Origin of the sequence: Micromonospora polyrhachis, from assembly GCF_014203835.1 — a bacterium.
Taxonomy (GTDB): domain Bacteria; phylum Actinomycetota; class Actinomycetes; order Mycobacteriales; family Micromonosporaceae; genus Micromonospora_H; species Micromonospora_H polyrhachis.
The window spans coordinates 391495-408749 of the sequence record NZ_JACHJW010000001.1; the positions used below are offsets into that span (position 1 = coordinate 391495).

General features: G+C 66.2%; 8 protein-coding genes. 2 read left to right on the forward strand and 6 right to left on the reverse strand.

Annotated elements, in window-relative coordinates:
- The first annotated feature begins 143 nt into the window (after positions 1–143).
- Positions 144–3251: a type 2 lanthipeptide synthetase LanM family protein gene (locus FHR38_RS01450; protein ID WP_184532094.1), complete on the forward strand. Its 3108-nt coding sequence runs from the start codon at positions 144–146 to the stop codon at positions 3249–3251.
- Positions 3252–3401: 150 nt separating this feature from the next.
- Here the strand turns inward: FHR38_RS01450 and FHR38_RS01455 are convergent, their stop codons facing one another.
- The 4 genes from FHR38_RS01455 to FHR38_RS31815 all read right to left on the reverse strand — a co-directional run bounded on the left by FHR38_RS01455 (position 3402) and on the right by FHR38_RS31815 (position 7310).
- Complete coding sequence (locus FHR38_RS01455; RefSeq protein WP_184532096.1) at positions 3402–3908, reverse strand: hypothetical protein; 507 nt, start codon at positions 3906–3908, stop codon at positions 3402–3404.
- 482 nt (positions 3909–4390) lie between these two features.
- Positions 4391–4912: a GNAT family N-acetyltransferase gene (locus FHR38_RS01460; protein WP_221448877.1), complete on the reverse strand. Its 522-nt coding sequence runs from the start codon at positions 4910–4912 to the stop codon at positions 4391–4393.
- 1249 nt (positions 4913–6161) lie between these two features.
- Positions 6162–6488 (reverse strand): DUF6228 family protein, encoded by a 327-nt coding sequence (locus FHR38_RS33455; RefSeq protein WP_184532100.1) that lies wholly within the window; start codon positions 6486–6488, stop codon positions 6162–6164.
- 537 nt (positions 6489–7025) lie between these two features.
- A complete protein-coding gene (locus tag FHR38_RS31815) occupies positions 7026–7310 on the reverse strand; it encodes a hypothetical protein (RefSeq protein WP_246446232.1) in 285 nt (94 codons plus the stop codon).
- Between the two features lie 836 nt (positions 7311–8146).
- Here FHR38_RS31815 and FHR38_RS01475 point away from each other — a divergent pair.
- On the forward strand, positions 8147–8677 hold the full coding sequence (locus FHR38_RS01475) for an AAA family ATPase (protein WP_184532102.1): 531 nt from the start codon (positions 8147–8149) through the stop codon (positions 8675–8677).
- A gap of 665 nt (positions 8678–9342) precedes the next feature.
- Here the strand turns inward: FHR38_RS01475 and FHR38_RS01480 are convergent.
- Together FHR38_RS01480 and FHR38_RS01485 are read right to left on the reverse strand one after the other, a co-directional pair.
- Entirely contained in the window at positions 9343–10050 is a 708-nt protein-coding gene (locus tag FHR38_RS01480) for a hypothetical protein (RefSeq protein WP_184532104.1), read from the reverse strand.
- Positions 10047–16187, reverse strand: a complete 6141-nt coding sequence (locus FHR38_RS01485) for an RHS repeat-associated core domain-containing protein (RefSeq protein ID WP_184532106.1) — start codon at positions 16185–16187, stop codon at positions 10047–10049. Before FHR38_RS01485 ends, FHR38_RS01480 begins: the two co-directional genes overlap by 4 nt.
- Between the last annotated feature and the right edge of the window lie 1068 nt (positions 16188–17255).

Here is a 17255-nt window from a genome sequence, read left to right on the forward strand (position 1 = left end):
GGCTGAACAGGTCGGTGCACGCCGGCCCGGACGAACTCATCAGGGCACGGCGGCGGTTACGGGACTGGCGCTCGGCGGTCTCATTCGATCAGGCCGGCACAAGCTCCACCGAAGGCGGGTGGCTGTGGGCCACCCGTCTTGCCGTGGCAAGGCTGGACGAGCCCACCCTCGCCCGGCTACTTGCGGCAGAGGCAGCCGCACCACCAGATTCGGCGAACGGTATGGCCGCCGGTGATCCGGACATCGAGCTGGCGGCACTGCCGTGGGTACGGGAGTTGGCCGGCTGGTACGCGGATCCGCGCAACGAACTGGCCGACTCTCCGCCATGGCGAGCAGAAGACTTTCCGTTCCTGGCCGTTGCTGAGCCGATCGCCGCAGTGATGCTCAAGAAGCTGGGTGAGCACCTGGCTGCCTACGAGACGACCTTCGCCGATCCGGCCGTACTGCCGAGTGTGCTGCTGGCCGGTGGGTTGCTGCCCCGCCTCAACGCGATGCTCTGCCGCACCACGATGCTTGAGCTCGGCGTGGCCTGGGTCACGGGGCAGTTGTCCGGTGACACGCCCGCCGAGCGGCTGCACAATTTCCTGCACCAGCTGCGTACCCCCGTGCGGCGGTGGTCTCTGCTGTGCCGCTATCCGGTGCTGGCCCGGCAACTCGTACTGGTCAGTCGGGCCTGGCTGGCGCAGACGGCCCGGCTGCTCGACCGGCTGGCGGCGGACCTGCCCGCCCTGTCCGAACAGTTCGCGGGCGGGACCGATCCGGGCCGGGTCGCGGAGGTGACCACGGGCCTCGGCGACAACCACCGAGACGGGCAGTCGGTGGGCATGGTGCGCTTTACCAGCGGGCTGCGAGTGGTCTACAAGCCCCGACCGGTCGGCGTGGACGTGCACTTCCAGCGCCTACTCGAATGGGTCAACGCGCACACCGAGGGAGTGGCGCTGCGAACGCTGCGCTATCTGGATCGTGGTGACTACGGTTGGGTCGAGTTCGTGACCGCGCGTCCGTGTCGCGACACCGTCGAACTCCACCGCTTCTACCGCCGTCAGGGCGGCCTTCTGGCCCTGCTCTACCTGGTGCGGGCCGCCGACTTCCACGGCGAGAACGTGATCGCAGACGGCGACCAGCCCGTGTTGGTGGACCTGGAAACGTTGTTTGAGCCTGGCCTGTCGACGCTGGTCATGGTCGGCGAGTCGGGGGCCGAACAGGCGATCACCCAGTTGACCAGTGGTTCGGTTCTGCAGGCTGGGCTGTTGCCCACGGGCACCTGGCAGACTGCGCAGGGCAACGTGGACCTGAGCGGTCTGGGCTGGAGCCCGGGGCAACGCTCGCCGATCCGGCTGCCCTACATACACGCCGAGGGCACCGACGCGATGCGGATACGGATCGAGCGGCAGGATCTCGGCACGCCCGCGCATCGCCCGGTGACCGGCGACGAGGAGTTACGCCTACTGGACTACAGCGACGACGTATCGGCCGGCTTCGCACAGGTGTACCGCACCCTGCTGCGGCACCGCGACGAGGTGACGGAACTGCTGCGTACGTTCGCTGACGACGAGATTCGGGTGCTGATCCGGGACACGGTGACGTACGCGATGCTGCTGGACACGTCGTTCCATCCGGATGTACTTCGCCGAGGCCTGGACCGGGAACGACACTTCGACTGGCTCTGGCGGGACGCGGTGTACCGGCCGGGGCTGGCCGGCGTCATCGAGGCGGAGCGGCGCGACCTGTGGCGCAACGACGTTCCAGTGTTCGCGGCGACCGCAGGCGGTCCGGTGCTGTACGACAGCGCGGGTTCTCCGCTGCCCGACGTACCGTTGGAACCCGGTCTGGACCGTGCGCTGGCCACACTGGCTGAGCTTAGTGAGGCAGACCTGGCCCGGCAGCTCTGGCTGGTTCGCTCTTGCATCGCCACCAACGCGCTCCAGCGTGGCGAGACGCAAATCTATACGTACTACGACTTTCGCCCCGCCGACCGGCCGACCGATCCGGACCGATTCCTGGCTGGCGCGGCTGAGGTGGCGCATCGACTGGCCGAGATCGCGGTCCGCGCCGACGGTGAGGCACTGTGGATAGGCCCGCACCGTACCCGTCCACGTACGTGGTCGGTGGGGGCACTCAGCCCGAGCATGTACGACGGTGTCCTCAGCGTCGCGTTCTTCCTCGGCTACTACGCCGAGGCCAGTGGCGACCGGCAGCTACGTGGGCTCGCCCGGGAAGCGGCGGCTGCGGCGGTTCGGCAGATCCGTCGTCGAGCGCTTCGCCGCGTACATCCCACCGCCAACGCCGACTTCGGCGGCTTGTGCGGCCTCGGTGGCATGGTGTACGCGCTCACCCACCTGGGCGAGCTGTGGGCGGATCAGGAGCTTCTCGGGGAGGCACACACGCTGGCTGCCCGGATCGGCCGCACGATCGGTCAGGACACCGAGTTCGCGGTCGCCGACGGGGCCGCCGGCTCACTGCTCGCGCTGGCCGGGCTCCATCAGGTCAACGGTGCCGGCAGCATTCTCGACCTGATCCGGAAGGCCGCCGACCACCTGGTCGACAACCAGCAGCCGTACGGTGCGGGCGCCAGCTGGTTGCCCAGGCTGATGCAGGAGAACGGGCTGGCCAGCCAACCACTGGCGGGCTTCGCCCACGGCACGGCCGGGATCGCTGCGGCGCTGACGACCGCCACCCGAGTACTTGGCGACGAACGGTACCGGGATGCTGCGGCCCGGGCGGTCGCCTACGAGCGGGAGTTGTTCGAGCCGGCCACCGGCAACTGGCGGGATGTCCGGCACGCTGTCGAGCCGGTCGCCGCAGTACGGATCGAGTCGGAGCGTGACGTGACGACCGATCGGGTGGCGTGGTGTCACGGCGCGCCGGGAATCGGCATAGCCAAGCTGCTGACCATGCCGGTGCTGGACGATCCGGGGCTGCGGATGGAGTTGGATACCTCCATCCGCACCACGATTGACCGCGGATTCGGGTACGGGCTGTCCATGTGTCATGGCGACTTCGGCAGCCTGGAACTGTTGCTGCTTGCCGCGCGGCAGCTCGCCGACCCCGCCCTGGCCGAGGTGGCCCAGCGGCATGCGAGCGGGATCATGGATGCCATCGACGAGCGAGGCTGGCTCTGCGGTCTACCACGCAATGTCGAGATCGCCGGCTTCTTCTCCGGCATCGCCGGGGTTGGCTACGGCCTGCTGCGCGCCGCCGATCCGGCGCGCTTTCCGTCCGTAACGGCACAGGAACCGCCCCGACTGTGACCAGCGTCGAGGGACTGGTTGCTCTGCTGTCTTTTGCTTGCCGAAAACCTCGTCCGCGCAGGTGACGCGTATACCGTCCCAAAACTTGCTTTAGTGGCTGTGGCCTGGTGTTTCGAAGATCATGTCAGACTGCCCGGTGGTATCCGGTGATCACTCCGCTGAGTCGTCGTCGGCGTCGTACGGACTCGAGAAGTCGACGTGGAAGTGCGTCACCAACGGGCCGTGCCAGCTGAGGTTGCCGGGCCGCTTCACCTTCGTACCGTCGGGGAGCTGGACCTCCTCCTCGGTGACGTTGTCCTGGTTGCCCATCCGGCCGTGCTCGGCGCCCTTGCCGGCCTGGGCGCGCGCGTTGAACTCGCGGGCCACCACGTAGTCGTCGTAGAGGATCTGGTACGTAAAGCCCAGCTTTCCGGCGGCAGTGTCGATCGCCTCCGAGAAGCGGAACGCGACGTCCTTGGTGAAGTAGGCCGCCGTCTTCGCGCTCTCCGGGTACATGTCCAGTGACCGGAAGCGCCCCTTGAACCCACCGCTGGCGTGTTCGCCGAACATGCCGCCATAGGTGCCGGCGGAGAAGATGCCGAACTCGCGGCCAGTTTGATCTATTAATTCCTCGGTCGCCGTGCCCGTTGCGTGCCGCCGAGAGGCATCGGCGGTCAACTCTGGACGTGCTGGCCAGTGCGCCGGGGCACGTCAAGCCAGGCCATCGAGCGGCTTCCACTCGCGTCCACACTTCCTCACCGTGCGCGATTCTGAGGACCACGTGGGGACCACACGTGATGCGCGGTGGTGGACGATGCGCGGTCAGGTGCACGCACCGCCAAACGGTTTAGGAAGTGTGGACAAGCGCGGAAGCCGTTCGGCAATGACCTGCTTGACCTGCGTCGCCATGATGGCGACCACGGCCAGAAGCTGACAATCGTTGACCCTCGGTTCCCGTACCAACGGGCACGCAACGGGCACGGCGACCGAGGAATCATGGGATCAAGCTGGGCGACCCAGCGACCTGCCCGAGTCGGCCCCTAGCAGCGGAAAGGCCTTTTCGACATCTCTCACCACTCCCCGCCGTCCGTCGACCTCTTGCGGACTGGATGCGGACTGCACGGCCAGTGTCCGGCCGGAGGCAATCCGGATCAGGCGAGTCACTCGTCGCCACGGATACGGGCGTGCAGGTGCATGTCGTGCCGGCCGTCGGAGTGGATGGCGTCGCTGCGTTTGGTGCCCTCTAGGAGGAACCCGGCTTTGACGGCGACGCGGCAGGAGGCATGGTTGCGGGTTGAGTGAACCAGGTGCAGACGATGGAAACCGGCCTCGCCGAGTGCCCAGGCGCTCAAGGCCGTCAGCGCCCGGGAGGCCACGCCTGCTCCGCGAGCGGCCGGGAGCACCCAATATGCGCACCCTGCGACACCGTCATCGAGATTCATGCTGCCCATGGCGATGCGCCCCAGCACCTCACCGCCGCCGCGCGTCACCGCCCAACTCGCGCCCGTCTCCTGCTCCCAGGCCTGGCGATACTGTTGGAACCACTCACGGACCTGGGCCTCAGATGCGGGTTGGCGAGTGTGCCAGTGCTGGATCTCGGGGTCCCGGTACGCAACGAAGAAGGCCGGCGCATCGGAAGGCCTCCACGGTCGCAAGAGCAGGCCGCCCCGGGCGGAAAGCATCGGTTGGGGACCTGCGGCGAGGGCGCCGGCGGGAATAGCAGGTGGCGTCGAAAGGGAGGACCACACCCGCCTATCCTCTCCTGGCGACGATGACCTGCGTCAAGTTCCCAGGCGTACACCGTCCATCCTCCGGAAGGTGGCCACAAGACTGCCCCCATCCCCCGGGTAGGTGCCGAGGACTGCGGCGCACGGTCGGGGTCAGGGTTGCCGTAGGCCATCGGCGTGCCGACGCGCAGCGCACTTGACGCCGGCCGGGTGGCGTAGAGGATCGGGCATTTGGGGATGTCACGCCCTGGTCCTCGTCGTCATCAAACCGCGGACGGTGCCCACCAGACTCCGGAGGCAAGCAGCTCCGCTGCGCGGCAGCGATCGCCCTGACGTCAACGGGGAGCAACCCCGCCGGCGATCGTCCCGCCTCAGTCCTCGTCTATGGTCCCGTCAGCGGACCGCGCGGCCGATGCCGTCTGGAGGCCGCCAGCAGGCCAGCGCGAGGCCGGCCGGGCGCGGCCCGCTTGCGGGCCGCCTTGATACAGAGAACGAACAACTCGGCAGATGACCCGATTAGCCACCTGAAACTTGACCAGCGGTCAAGGAGCGCTACGGACGGCGCACTTGACCGTGGTGGTCCCCATCTGGTCCCCAGGGACAGGCGCAAATGGCACCGCCACGCGGGTTAGGAATGGAGTACGGCCCAGCCGGTGTGCGGCCCTCTGACCTGCTGAAACGGTTCACGCTCAGCCGCTCGCTTACAAGATCAGTCCGTAAATAGTCCGTAGCACTCCGAGTACACGTCTTTGCAGCTCAGCGATTCACGTAGCCCGGGTATGCGGCGACTTGTCCGTTGTTTCGCTCGACCAAGAGGTAACCATCCAGGGTCCGAATGGTCTCTCCTAGCTGTACGAAGACTGGCCGGTCCAAGACGAAGTGCCCCCACCGACTGATCAGCGTCAGGCGATCCGCTTGCTCGCGCGTCTCCGCCCTCTCCCCGCTGGGCAACATGCCCCACATCTACGCGTCGCCTACTGCTGCGTCAAGGCAGACATCGAACACGCGGATTAGGAAGGCGACTGAGACACGGCAGCGGGCATGGCGGTGACGTGGGCGTTCGGGTGCCCACTTCGCCAGTCGGTCAAGATCATTGCACGTACTCTGCACGCCGTTCAGCCTGGTGAAACAGGGCAGCTTCCCGCCGTGGGCAACTCGACTCTACGGCTTTCGGCAATGCCTCGGCCCTGCCAGGCACGGTCTCCTAGCCGGGCTGTGGCCGGAGGAAGTGCGCCAGGTCGGCGGCCAGACGCGTCATCTCCTCACCGGCCTCAAGCTTGAAGACGGCTCGCGCAGACCAGCGAGTGTCGTCCAGGTAGAGGCCCGACGCTCGGAGTGTCACCCCAAGCGACACGTAGCCCCGCCGGTCGTGACATGCGTCGAGCTCAAGCTCGTCTTCGAGCGACTGCCAGCGGCGGACCCCGTCCCAGCCGGACCAGTCAGCCGCGAGCGTCTCGACGAACTTCGTCATGCCGACATGGTGTTGCCCGACAAACAGACGCTCGAACTGCGCAACGGTCGAGGCGCTCATGTCGCCATCGTGTAGATCGGTCGCGGCCGTGTAGACGTACCCCTCGCCGAACAAGTCCTCAAGAGGATAAATGGCCCATCGTGGACCGCTGGGCTGTGCGAGAACGAAGGGTGCGCTCATGGCGAGGAAGTATCGCCGGTTTCCTACGCTTCCGCTTCGGGGTTTCCCGCTCGCTGCTGGCGTCTCAGGCGCTACCGCTCGCGGCTGCACGGCGCGTACGGCTTCCCGCCCCGGCCCAGGCAGGGCCGGGGCGGCTACGCGTACCGCCGGCTCACCGCGCGCCTGTACCACATGCTTCGGTGGCAAGCCGCGCAGCGGCGCGGCAGGCGATCGCCCCGACCCTCGACTGCGGCCGACCACCCACGCGATCGTCACGGCCGGTCCCGAACCTGACCGTCTGGCTCTGGCTGTTCGCTGACGATGTCGCCCGACGCCTCGATCGCGTCGATGAAGCGCTTGAAAACTGGCCAGGGAAGTGTCCATTCGCCATGCGCAATGAGGGTGACGCGGGCGGCTGGCTCGGGGATGAAAGGTCCGCTACTCGGAGAGGCGTCGGGGATGCGGACCTCGAATGTAATCGTTGCTCTCGGCTTGGGCATCGCCCTTGTGCAGCTCGTAGCACCAGGCGCCATGGTCGCCGAGGTGGAACGAGTTGACCTCGAACCGCTGGCCGTTATGCCACCAAACGTTGTTTGACAGCGGTAGCTCAGCGCTCTCGGTCGGTCCGGGCTGGCTGTCGACGATGTCCCCTGACGACTCGACCAGGTCGAGGAATCGGCGCAGAATGGGCCAGGGTGCCTGGCCCTCGCCGACATAAACCACGGCCAGGTGGGCGGGCTGTGGTTTGAAGGGACCGCCGTATGGGGTCGCGTCGGGTATGGCGACGGCGGCATGCGGGCCGGTAATAGCAGCTCCGCAGCGCCCTGTCAGCTCGTAGTGCTATGCGTCCTCGGGCAGACAGTAGAGCGAGTTCACCTCGTAAAGCTTGCCCTCGTGTGACCAGACTTCCACAGCACGATGATCACAGAACGTCTCACTGTGAGCATCTGAGATCTGGTGGGGCCGGACCGCGCGGGCCGATGCCGGCCGGAGGCCGCCAGCAGGCCAGCGCGAGGCCGCCCGGTGCGCCGCGCTTGCGCGGCGCCTTGATACAGAGAACGAACAACTCGGCAGATGACCCGATTAGCCACCTGAAACTCGACCAGCAGTCAAGGAGCGCTACCAGATGGCGCACTTGACCGTGGTGGTCCCCAGAAACCCGAGAAGGCCGACTCGATCTACTCGAATCAGCCCTCTGACCTGCAGTTATACCCTGTCGGGACGGCGGGATTCGAACCCACGACCCCTTGTTACCAACCGTAGCCAAACTTAGCTTGCCAATGCTTGCCAATCATTGGCGCTGAGCTGCACAGACATAGCCAGACGCTCGCCACTTCTTGTCACTCGTCGTCAACGATTCGCCGGGTTTTCGGGGGGTAAACGGGGGGCTTGTGCACAGAACGGCGATAGGTCTCACCGCCGGCCGCTTCCCCACGGCGGAACCACGGCCTTCCCGCCGAGTGGCGGACGGACCGCGACGATCGGCAGACCAAGTGGCGAGGGCGTGTATGGGCCGACGCGGACGCCGTCGGGTTGCTCGCGGGCGTTGAATGGGTTCCGTGATCGTATGGCTCAACGGAACCCACGGCGCAGGCAAGACGACGACCAGCGTGCTCGTGCAGCAACTGATTCCAGACTCCCGGGTGTTCGACGCCGAGAAGGTCGGCGAGACACTCATGGACATCACGCCGGGACTACCCGCCACAGACAACTTCCAGCACTGGCCACCGTGGCGGCAACTCGTTGTCGAGACCGCCCGGCGGGTCCTCGACTACACCGGCGGCACCCTAGTGGTGCCCATGACTGTCCTGATCGAACCGTACTGGCGCGAGATCAGCACAGGTCTCGCCCACCACGGCATCCCGGTAAGACACTTCGTACTCCACGCCGACCAGGACACCCTCCGCGCACGCATAGCAGGGGCACACCCCATCCCCTCCCCGTTCCGCCTCAAATACCTCCAGCCCTACGCCGAGGCGGCCCGCACGTGGCTACACGCCGAGGCCGAGGTCGTCGACACCACACACCTCACACCGGCCCAAGCCGCCCGCCAGATCGCCCTCCGACACTCCGCTGGCCGCGGAGGGTAAGCCCTCACTGAGCTGGCTCGTCCGATCGTGACCGCCGAGGTCCACGACCTCCGTCCGGCGCACCTCGGAAGTCACCGCGAGCTACGACTCGCCGCCGGACGTCGCACTGGCTGCTGGGATTCGACCCCTTCCGCAACCAAGAAGGGGTCTTCGCGCTGCTCCCAATCTGCTCTCAGAGTGCGGTGCATCTGGTTCCAGCCGCATCACAACTCGCCTACTGCCAGCACCCCGACCTGCGACAATGCGAGACAACGCCACTTGACCAAGGACAGCTGACCTCTTCCGTGTCAAGGAACGGTCCCCAATGGCCTGACCAGCACGAACGTAGCGGGCCGCAGGTCAGGGCAAGACGATACGAGCAGCTCAGCCCTGTTGAGAGCCTTTCAGCGCGGTTGGGAGCGGCCGACCGCTCCCAACCTGCTCCCACCGCCGCCCCTCAGAAGAACGGTTGCCAGGAAGCTCCGGCTTGGCCCTCCTCCGACATCAAATCCGGCTCGGCCGAAAGGCACTCTTCCGTCACCACCGATAGCGAGCCAGAGTCGAATGTGAGCCAGAGTCGAATGTGAGCCAGAGCCGTTCGGATGACAGACCGGGGCAGGCGGTCAGCTCCGGTGGCTGACCTTAGCGGTCCCCGACCCGTGCGGCGGAAGCGGGGACCGCCACGGTCAACGGCCGGCGAGCGCCTTCGCCGCCACCGCCGCCACCTGGGGCAGCAGCTCCCGCGCGTCGGCCTGCTCCGAGGTACGCACCCGGACCTTCGAGACGATCTCCGCTCGGGCCAGGTACACCGTGCACGCCTGGTAGGCCCGGTCGGCCGAGCGGGCGATCCGCTCGCAGAACGCCCACTGCGCGTCCACGCCCGGCAGGGCGGGCAGGACCAGCTCGCCGGTCAACCTCGGCGTACCTTCACGCGAGTCGTACGTCCGGCAGGTGGTCCGCCTCTTCACCTCGGCGACCACCTGGTTCCCCGGAATGACCTGCTCGTCGCGAAAGAAGGGCATCGTGTACTGCTTGACGTAGGTCCACGCGGGCGTGTCCTGACCCGACTCCCACTCCCGCAGGTAGCCCAGCCCGAGCCACTCGAACAGGGGCTCGGGATCACCACAGGGAGACAGCCGGTCGCTGCCGGCCGAATCCTCGCCGACCCGCAGCCCCAGGCCGAGCAGCCCATCCGGTGCGATGGTCCTCCGCTCCATCCCCTCCGCCGGGCCACTGTAGGTGTACCCACTGGGCGCGGGCGAGGGGCTGAACAAGGTCCCGGGACCGGCCGGCGATGCCACCCGACCAGGCTGCCGCCCAGCAGTGGTCTGACAGCCGGCCAACCCGGCCAGCACCGCCGCCGCCACGACGACAAAATGGATACGCCGGGTCACAGGCACAACCTCTGACATCTGTTGCCCTCACTCTGGGTCCGACCGGGCGCCGGCGGCCCCTGCACCGTCGGCGGAGTGGAGCCACCGAGCGAGAAAGTGATCTCGCGGGTGATGCTGCCGCGCAGCGTGTAGTTCTTGGCCAGGCCCACCACCGACAGCCTACCGAAGTACTCGTCGGGGATACCCATGAACGTGCCGCCGTTGTTGAAGTTCCACCGGTCCACACCGTGCATGGTCACCTTCATGGTGACCTTGTCGCCGTCCACTGTGACATCCGCGCTGCTCCACCGGTTGTACGAACCCAACGCGGCCTGCCAGTTCCAGGTCTTCGCCCCGCCATCCCAGCGGTGGTTCTCTCCGGTGATCTGGAACGAGGTGAGCCCGGTGGTCTTCACCAGCTCCGCAGCTCCACGCTGGAGCGCGGCGAGTTCCAGGTCCACGCTCTGCCGGATCAGCGGGTCCTCCCGGTACGCCTCTTCGAGGTTGAAGTGCCAGTCCGACCCGTCACCGTCGAGGTAGTGGTTGAACTCCTCGTTGTTGTCGTCCATGTCGGAGCAAACCGGGTCACCGATTGCGAAGGCCCCACGGCAGGCACCGAGCATGAGGTGTGCCAGCGCCTTCCGCCGGTAGTCCTCCGCCGTCGGCTTCTGCTTCGGGTCGTAGGGGAAGTCGTCGTTCATGTCCTCCAGTGTCGGTTCGCGTGGGCCGCCGACGCAGTACCCGTTCCGGGTGCAAGTCTTGCGGCTTTTTATCGTTTTTCGGACGTTCCGGATGATCTTCTTCATCAGCTTGCCGATGTTGAACAGACCCGTCGGGTCGGTCATCCCGACCGGGTTGTTGCTGGCGTAGGCGTACCTGTTGATCTGCTGCGGATCGGTGAAGTCGATCTGCGGGTCTACGCTGAGGAACCGTCCGGTTGCCGGGTCGTACTCCCGTGCCCCCAGGTGCACCAACCCTGTGGTGCTGTCCCGGGTACCGCCGACGAAGCCCTTCTCGTCCGGCCAGGTGGTCGCCTGCGCGCCCCGGGATCCGCCGTACGGGGTGGTCCGCCGCCAGTTGATCGCGCCGGTGGTGGCGTCGATGGTGCAGGTGGCGGTGTCATGGTGGTCAGCGGCCTGGAAGTGCACCCCGCCCGAGTTGCGCACGGCCACGGTCCGGCCGCCGAACGCGTAGAACCGGGTGCCGCTGACCGTCTTGCTGGCCAGGTCCAGCCGTAGTTCCATGCCGGGCAGGTAGAGCGTGGTGGCGTTGGGTTCCTTGCGCAGCATGCGGGAGCCGCTGGCGTCGTAGACGAAGGAGGTCGCTTGCCCGCCCTCAGTCACCGAGGCGACGTGTCCCTCCGGATCCCAGGTGAGCACCTGGGCCTGTACCCGGCTGGCCACCCGCCGCGCGATCGTGTTGCCGGCCGCGTCGTAGTCGTACTCCGACACCGTGTTCCCGGTCGGTCCGGACTCCTCCACCCGGCTCACCGCGTGCGGTCGGGGCGATCCCGTCGGCGCGTAGGTGTAGGTACGGACCGTGGGCGCGACGCCGGTCGGGCCGTACTCGGTTTCCCGGGTACGGTTACCGGCCGCGTCGAACTCCCAGCTCAGGTGGTACGGCGCTGGTCCGCCAACGCCACTGGTCTGCGGCCCGCCCATGCACGGGTCGGCATCCGCCGAGTCGGTGGCCCAGGCGGAGGAGAGCCGCCGCTGGTGGTCGTAGGTAAAGCACTGGATGTCGCGCGGGCCGTTGGCCGGGGTGTCGGCGACCGAGAGCAGGTTGCCCGCAGCGTCGTAGTGGTAGCGGGTGTCCAGGTCGATGGTCGCCACGCCCTGCCGTTCGAGCCGCATACCGGCGAGCCGGTTGGTGCCCCGCTCGTGGCTGTACGTTAGCCAGGTCTTCTTACCACCCGTGTTCAACTCCAGTTGCAGCAGCTCACCGGTGTCGGCGTAGCTGGTGGCGTTCGCGTACGGGGTGGCCCCGGCCACCGTCGTCGGCCGGCCCAGGCTGTCGTACGAGGTGACGACCGCCTCGCCGGCGAGGCCACCGGCGGCGGGCAGCCCGACGCTCTGCACGGTGCCATCGGAGTTGTAGACGGTGGTGAAGTCGTACGTGCCGGCGAGTCCGGCACCGGCCTCGGTCGGGATGACGTAGCTGGTCTTCAACGGTCGGTAGAGCGCGTCGAGCGTGGCGTTGACGACGCCGTACGTCTTGCCGCCGATGTAACGGGCGTTGTAGTACAGCTGTCCCTTGGCCACCGTGTCGTACACCCATTCGGCCAGCTTGGTGCCGCTGCCGACCGCGCCCTGCCAGGTCTGGGTCTTGCGGCCCAGCTTGTCGTAGACGTGCGAGACGGTACCGCCGCGCGCGTCCACTGTCGAGGTGACCTGGCCCAGGTCGTCGTAGCCGTACACGGTGGTGCCGGCGTCCGGGTCCTCCGTGCGGATCTTCTGCCCGCGCAGGTCGTAGCTGGTCCGCCAGAGGTTGCCGGCCGGGTCGGTCACGGTCGCGAGTAATCCGGTAGGCGTGTAGGTGTAGCGGGTCACGTCGGCCGGCCCGGTCGGCATGGTCCCGTGGTGGTAGTAGATGGCGGTGGGCTTGCCCTGGGCGTTGGTCACCGTGGTGACCGGGGTGGCGCCGGCCGGCGGGTCGACCCGCACCTGGTCGCCCTCGTAGCTGGTGGTGGTACGCCAGCGCTCGTCGCCCGCGACGAAGGTAATCTCGTTGGTCGGCCGGTCGGCGGCGTCGTACACGTAACCGGTCTGCCCGTTGACTGAGCCCTCAGGTACCACGATCGGCAGGTCACCAGGGGTGCCGAGAGCGAAGTAGGCGTCGTTCTTCTTGGCGATCTTGCCGGTGGCGCTGTGGTAGGTGTCCGTGAGTAGCCAGCCACCCCGAGGCCCCTGCGCCTGCGTCTGGCGCGGCCGGAGCAACCCGTCGAAGAGCTGGTAGCCCACGCCGTAGGTGCCGTCGTTCTTGATCTTCTCGGTCTTGATGACGACCGGCTTGTCCTTCCGGATCACGTACTCGTACTTCACGTTCGGGGTCTGGCCGGCGTCCTTGGACCGGTCCGGCTGCCAGACCCGGACGAGCCGCCCCAGCGCGTCGTACTCGGTGTCGGTGATTTTGAGGTTCGGGTCGACCACCCGGGTCGGGTTGCCGAACCCGGGTTCGATCGTGGTCACCGTCTCGTGGTCCAGCGGGTTCTTGACCTTCGTCTGCGTGGTCAGCCCGTTGGTCTCCAGATACTCGGTCCGGGTGACGTGTCCGAGCGCGTTCTTCGCGCTGGTCACCCGCCCGTACCCGTCCACCACGGACTCCGAGGTGGTCACGTAGGTCGCGGTGGTGCCGTCGTGGCTCTTGATCTCCTCGACCCTGGTCGGGCTGCCGGCGGTCGGCGCGGCGCCCCAGGCCAGCCCGTCGTAGGAGGTCTTCTTGTCGCTGACCAGTTGGGTTGCCCGGTTCGGACTGGTCACCGAGCAGCGGACCGAGACGGTCTCCGAGCGGGACTCCAGGGAGTAGAGGTACCGGCCGGGCGCGTCCACGTAGGTCGGGCGGGTGCACTTGTCGTCGTCCGGGGTGCTGATGTCGCCGAGGTCATCGACCTGGGTGACCCGCCCCCAGGTGGTGTCGTGGCTGGTGACCGTTTTCTTCTCGCGCCAGCGCAGCTGGCCCTGCGCGTCCGGGCTGAGCTGCTCCAGCGTCCGGGTGGTTTCGGTACCGCCGAGGTAGGCACGTCGGGTACCCCAGGACTCGGTCTGCGTGGCGGTATGGTGTAGCCACGGCATATTGATTGTTTTGGACAGGACCGACTCGCCGTTGTGGACGGTCGTTTCCAGCTCGTGGCCAGCCCACTCGTCCCGGTCCACGTAGTCGGCTCCGGTCGAGTCCTTCACCGTGACGTCGCGGGTGCCGCCGCTGGACGTCTTGTCGCCGTCCATACCACGCAGGAAGACGTGGTCGGTCCGGGTGTGCAGGGTCTGCACGTCGCCGGTGCGAACCGTGACGTTGCGGTAGCCACGCCACTCCGCCCAGGTCAGATCCTCGGACTTGGTGATCCCGTCCGGCGGCGTCTTGCGCCAGGCGGCGTCGCCATCGTAGTCGTACCGGGTGACCATGTCCGGGTTGCCGCCGGTGCGGTCGGTCTGCACGACCTCTCCGACGACGTACTTGTGGAACCAGTCGTTGATCGGCTCGTCGGTGCCCAGCGGGTTCCAGCGGACCGGGAAGCAACGTTTGGTCGACTCGCCCGGCTTGGGTAGGGGGCCGGAGGAGCAGTCCGTCGGCTTGTAGTTGATGTCGATCTGAGCACCGGAGTCGGTGTAGATCGTACGCAGCCGGTACCGGATCAGCGGCGAGATGTTCGGGTCGGTCTCGATCCGGTTTGCCATCTGCCCGCCGACGAGGTCCACCGACGGCAGGGTGATCGTGGTTCCGTCCTGATGGCCCTTATGCGCGATGTTGGCGAGCCAGAGCGAACGTGAGGCGTCGCCGTTGTTCTTGAACTCGTGGGTGAGTTCCCACGACTCGATCGGCGACCAGGCATCGCCCGAGCGGATTTCGGTGGTGATCTGGGTCAGCCGCTTGCGCGTCCAGAAGCTCGGCGCGGCCTGCTCTGGCTTGCAGTGCGTCTGTGCCGCGCAGTTTAGGTCGAACGGCACGTCGGGCCAGGACGCTGCGGTCTGGTCGTTCAGGTCGGCCGGGTCGCAGTCGACGCCGCCACCGGGCAGGCACCGCTCGGCGGTGTCGAAGCGTACCCGCACCGGCGCGTCGGTCGTGTAGACCGCGTTGTCCCGCTCGCCGTAGTCGATCCGCCGCAGGTAGCCACCCCGGTGGTAGGCGTCGCCGTCGACGTCGGTCTTGAAGCCCCGGGCGTAGTGGTTCGTCTCCCGCTCGTAGAAGTAGGAGATCACGTTGCCCCGAATGTCCTTCACGTAGTCGAGGTTCCAGCGCCACGCCTGGTCGCAGTACGAGTCGGTGAACCCGGAGGTGCGGTTGCACGGCTCGTTGGCGTCGTCGCCGTACACCGGCATGGTCCACACCGATCGGGTCTCCTCCTGGCCAGTCGCCCCGGTCCAGCCGGGCAGGCGGTTTTGGCCGAAGTAGTACTCCGTACCGTCGGTGGTGGTGACCTTCCAGTACTCGCCGTCGTTGTCGCCGTTGGTCGCCCCGGTCAGCCGCTCGATCTTCGAGCCGTCGTCGTCCTGGAGCTTCCAGAGGTTTTCGTTGATCTTTATCAGTTCACCGGAGCGGCCACCGAGCATGATGGTGGCGTTCGGGTGCGACCAGCAGTTGCGACGCTGAAGCTCGTCGTAGCCGTACCACAAGGACTCCGCCGGTAGGTCACCGCTGACCGGCGAACTGCTGCCCTGCATCGTGCCGTCCGGGTTGTACGTCGTGGTGAACTCGTAACTTCCGGCAAGCTTGCCTTCGCTGGCTGGCACGACGTACCTCGTCGTTGTCGGCCGGTACGCATGGTCTCGCAGCGGGTAGACGATGCTGTAAGTGCTCCCGCCGTCGAAGCGTTGAGAGTACGAAAGCTGCCCCTTGTGGCAGGTGGCATATGTCCATCCAGCGAGCTTTGTGCCCTTATCGCCGTCGCCGAGGTAGACCGCGGTGCGCCGGCCGAGCTTGTCGAATGTGGTGTACAGGTGGTCGCCTGTGGCGGTCTTCATCCGGGTGAGCCGGCCTACCTTGTCGTACTTGTACTCGCTTGTGCCGGCGTCCGGGTCAACGGCCTTCAGTTTGCGACCGAGAAGGTCGTAGGTGAACGACCACGTGTTGCCAGCCGCGTCTACCACGCTGTTCAACTGTCCAGAAATGTTGTAACCGTATTTGATCTTGTCGTACCCAGTCGTGCGTCGTGGGTCCCGCGCCTGCCACAACTCGGCGGTATGCCCTTGGACGTCTTGCAGCGTGGTGGTTGGTGTACCGCCAGCAGGTGGGTCGACGTGTACGCGGTCACCGCCGTAGCGGTTCGTCGTTCGCCAGCGTTCCTCACCGGCCACGGCGAAGATCTCCACCGTTATCCGGTCGGCGCCATCGTAGACGTAGAGTTGCTGTCCGTCGACCTCGCCGCTGCGGATTTCGTCCTCATCAAGGATCACACCCGAGGCCAGGCCAGCCGCATAGTAGTTCTCGTTCTTCCGCTTCACCTGGCCGGTGGCGGTGTAGAAGGTGTCAGTAACCAGCCGGCCGTTGTTTGGGCCAGGCTGCTGTGTCTGCCGAGCCCGCAGCAGGCCGTCGAAGATCGCGTACTCGGAACGGTAGCTACCGTCGTTTGAGATGCGGTCGGTACGGATCCATGTCGCCTGCGACTTGGTAATGGCGTAGGTGTACCTGATACTCGGATCGGTGGTGGTTCGCCGGTCCGGGAACCATATCTTTGCCAGCCGGCCGAGCGAGTCGTATGCGTTGACCGTGACCTTGCCGTTGGGATCTGTTTCCTCCAGTGGAAGGCCCCACTCTGGGGCGTACGTGACCGACGTCTTCTGGTTGAGCGGGTTAAGGGTGTCGATCCTGGTGGTCAGTCCGTTTGTCGCGCCCTTAACGAAGGGCCGAGGCTAACATCCTAAAACAATAAATAAAATCAGGGGCGTCCCCGCTTACCGGATGGCCATTTTTGGTCAGCCATTATTGCAGCCTCGCAGCACCGCTGGCACGCGTTCGAACTATCCGGGTCCCAACTTTAATCCTCCCTAATCATTCGCCCAACCCGAGCGCGACAAACTGTCATACCCCTGAAGACCAACGCATGCTCTATGAGGACTCGCCGCTCAATCAGGGTCGTCCACCGCCGATTAAGAGGCATGTATTTCGGACGCAATGGCGGCGACCCCTCCGCAACGATCTGAGATGCCAAACAGGACTGACAAGCCCACCACAGGCCCCAACCCGTGTCCGATTCACCGAAATTGGCACCATTTAGCATGACGCCCCCGCAAACATCACATATCACAATCAAGAACCTTTATCAACAGCCAACCATTGGGAAATTCAAGAGAGGGGCGACTCGAACAAACCATCCCGGAACCTGACGCCTGTACCGTTTCAAAATCCCGTTCATACCTGTGACCTAGCCTTTGAAGATCTGGTCAGGCTGCCCGATGGTATTCATTGACCACCCCGCCGAGCCGTCGTCGGCGCCGTACGAGGGCATCCATCGAGATGACGACAGTCGGGTCGTGGTTGGGCGGCAACTGTTGCAGGCCTTGATGCGGGCG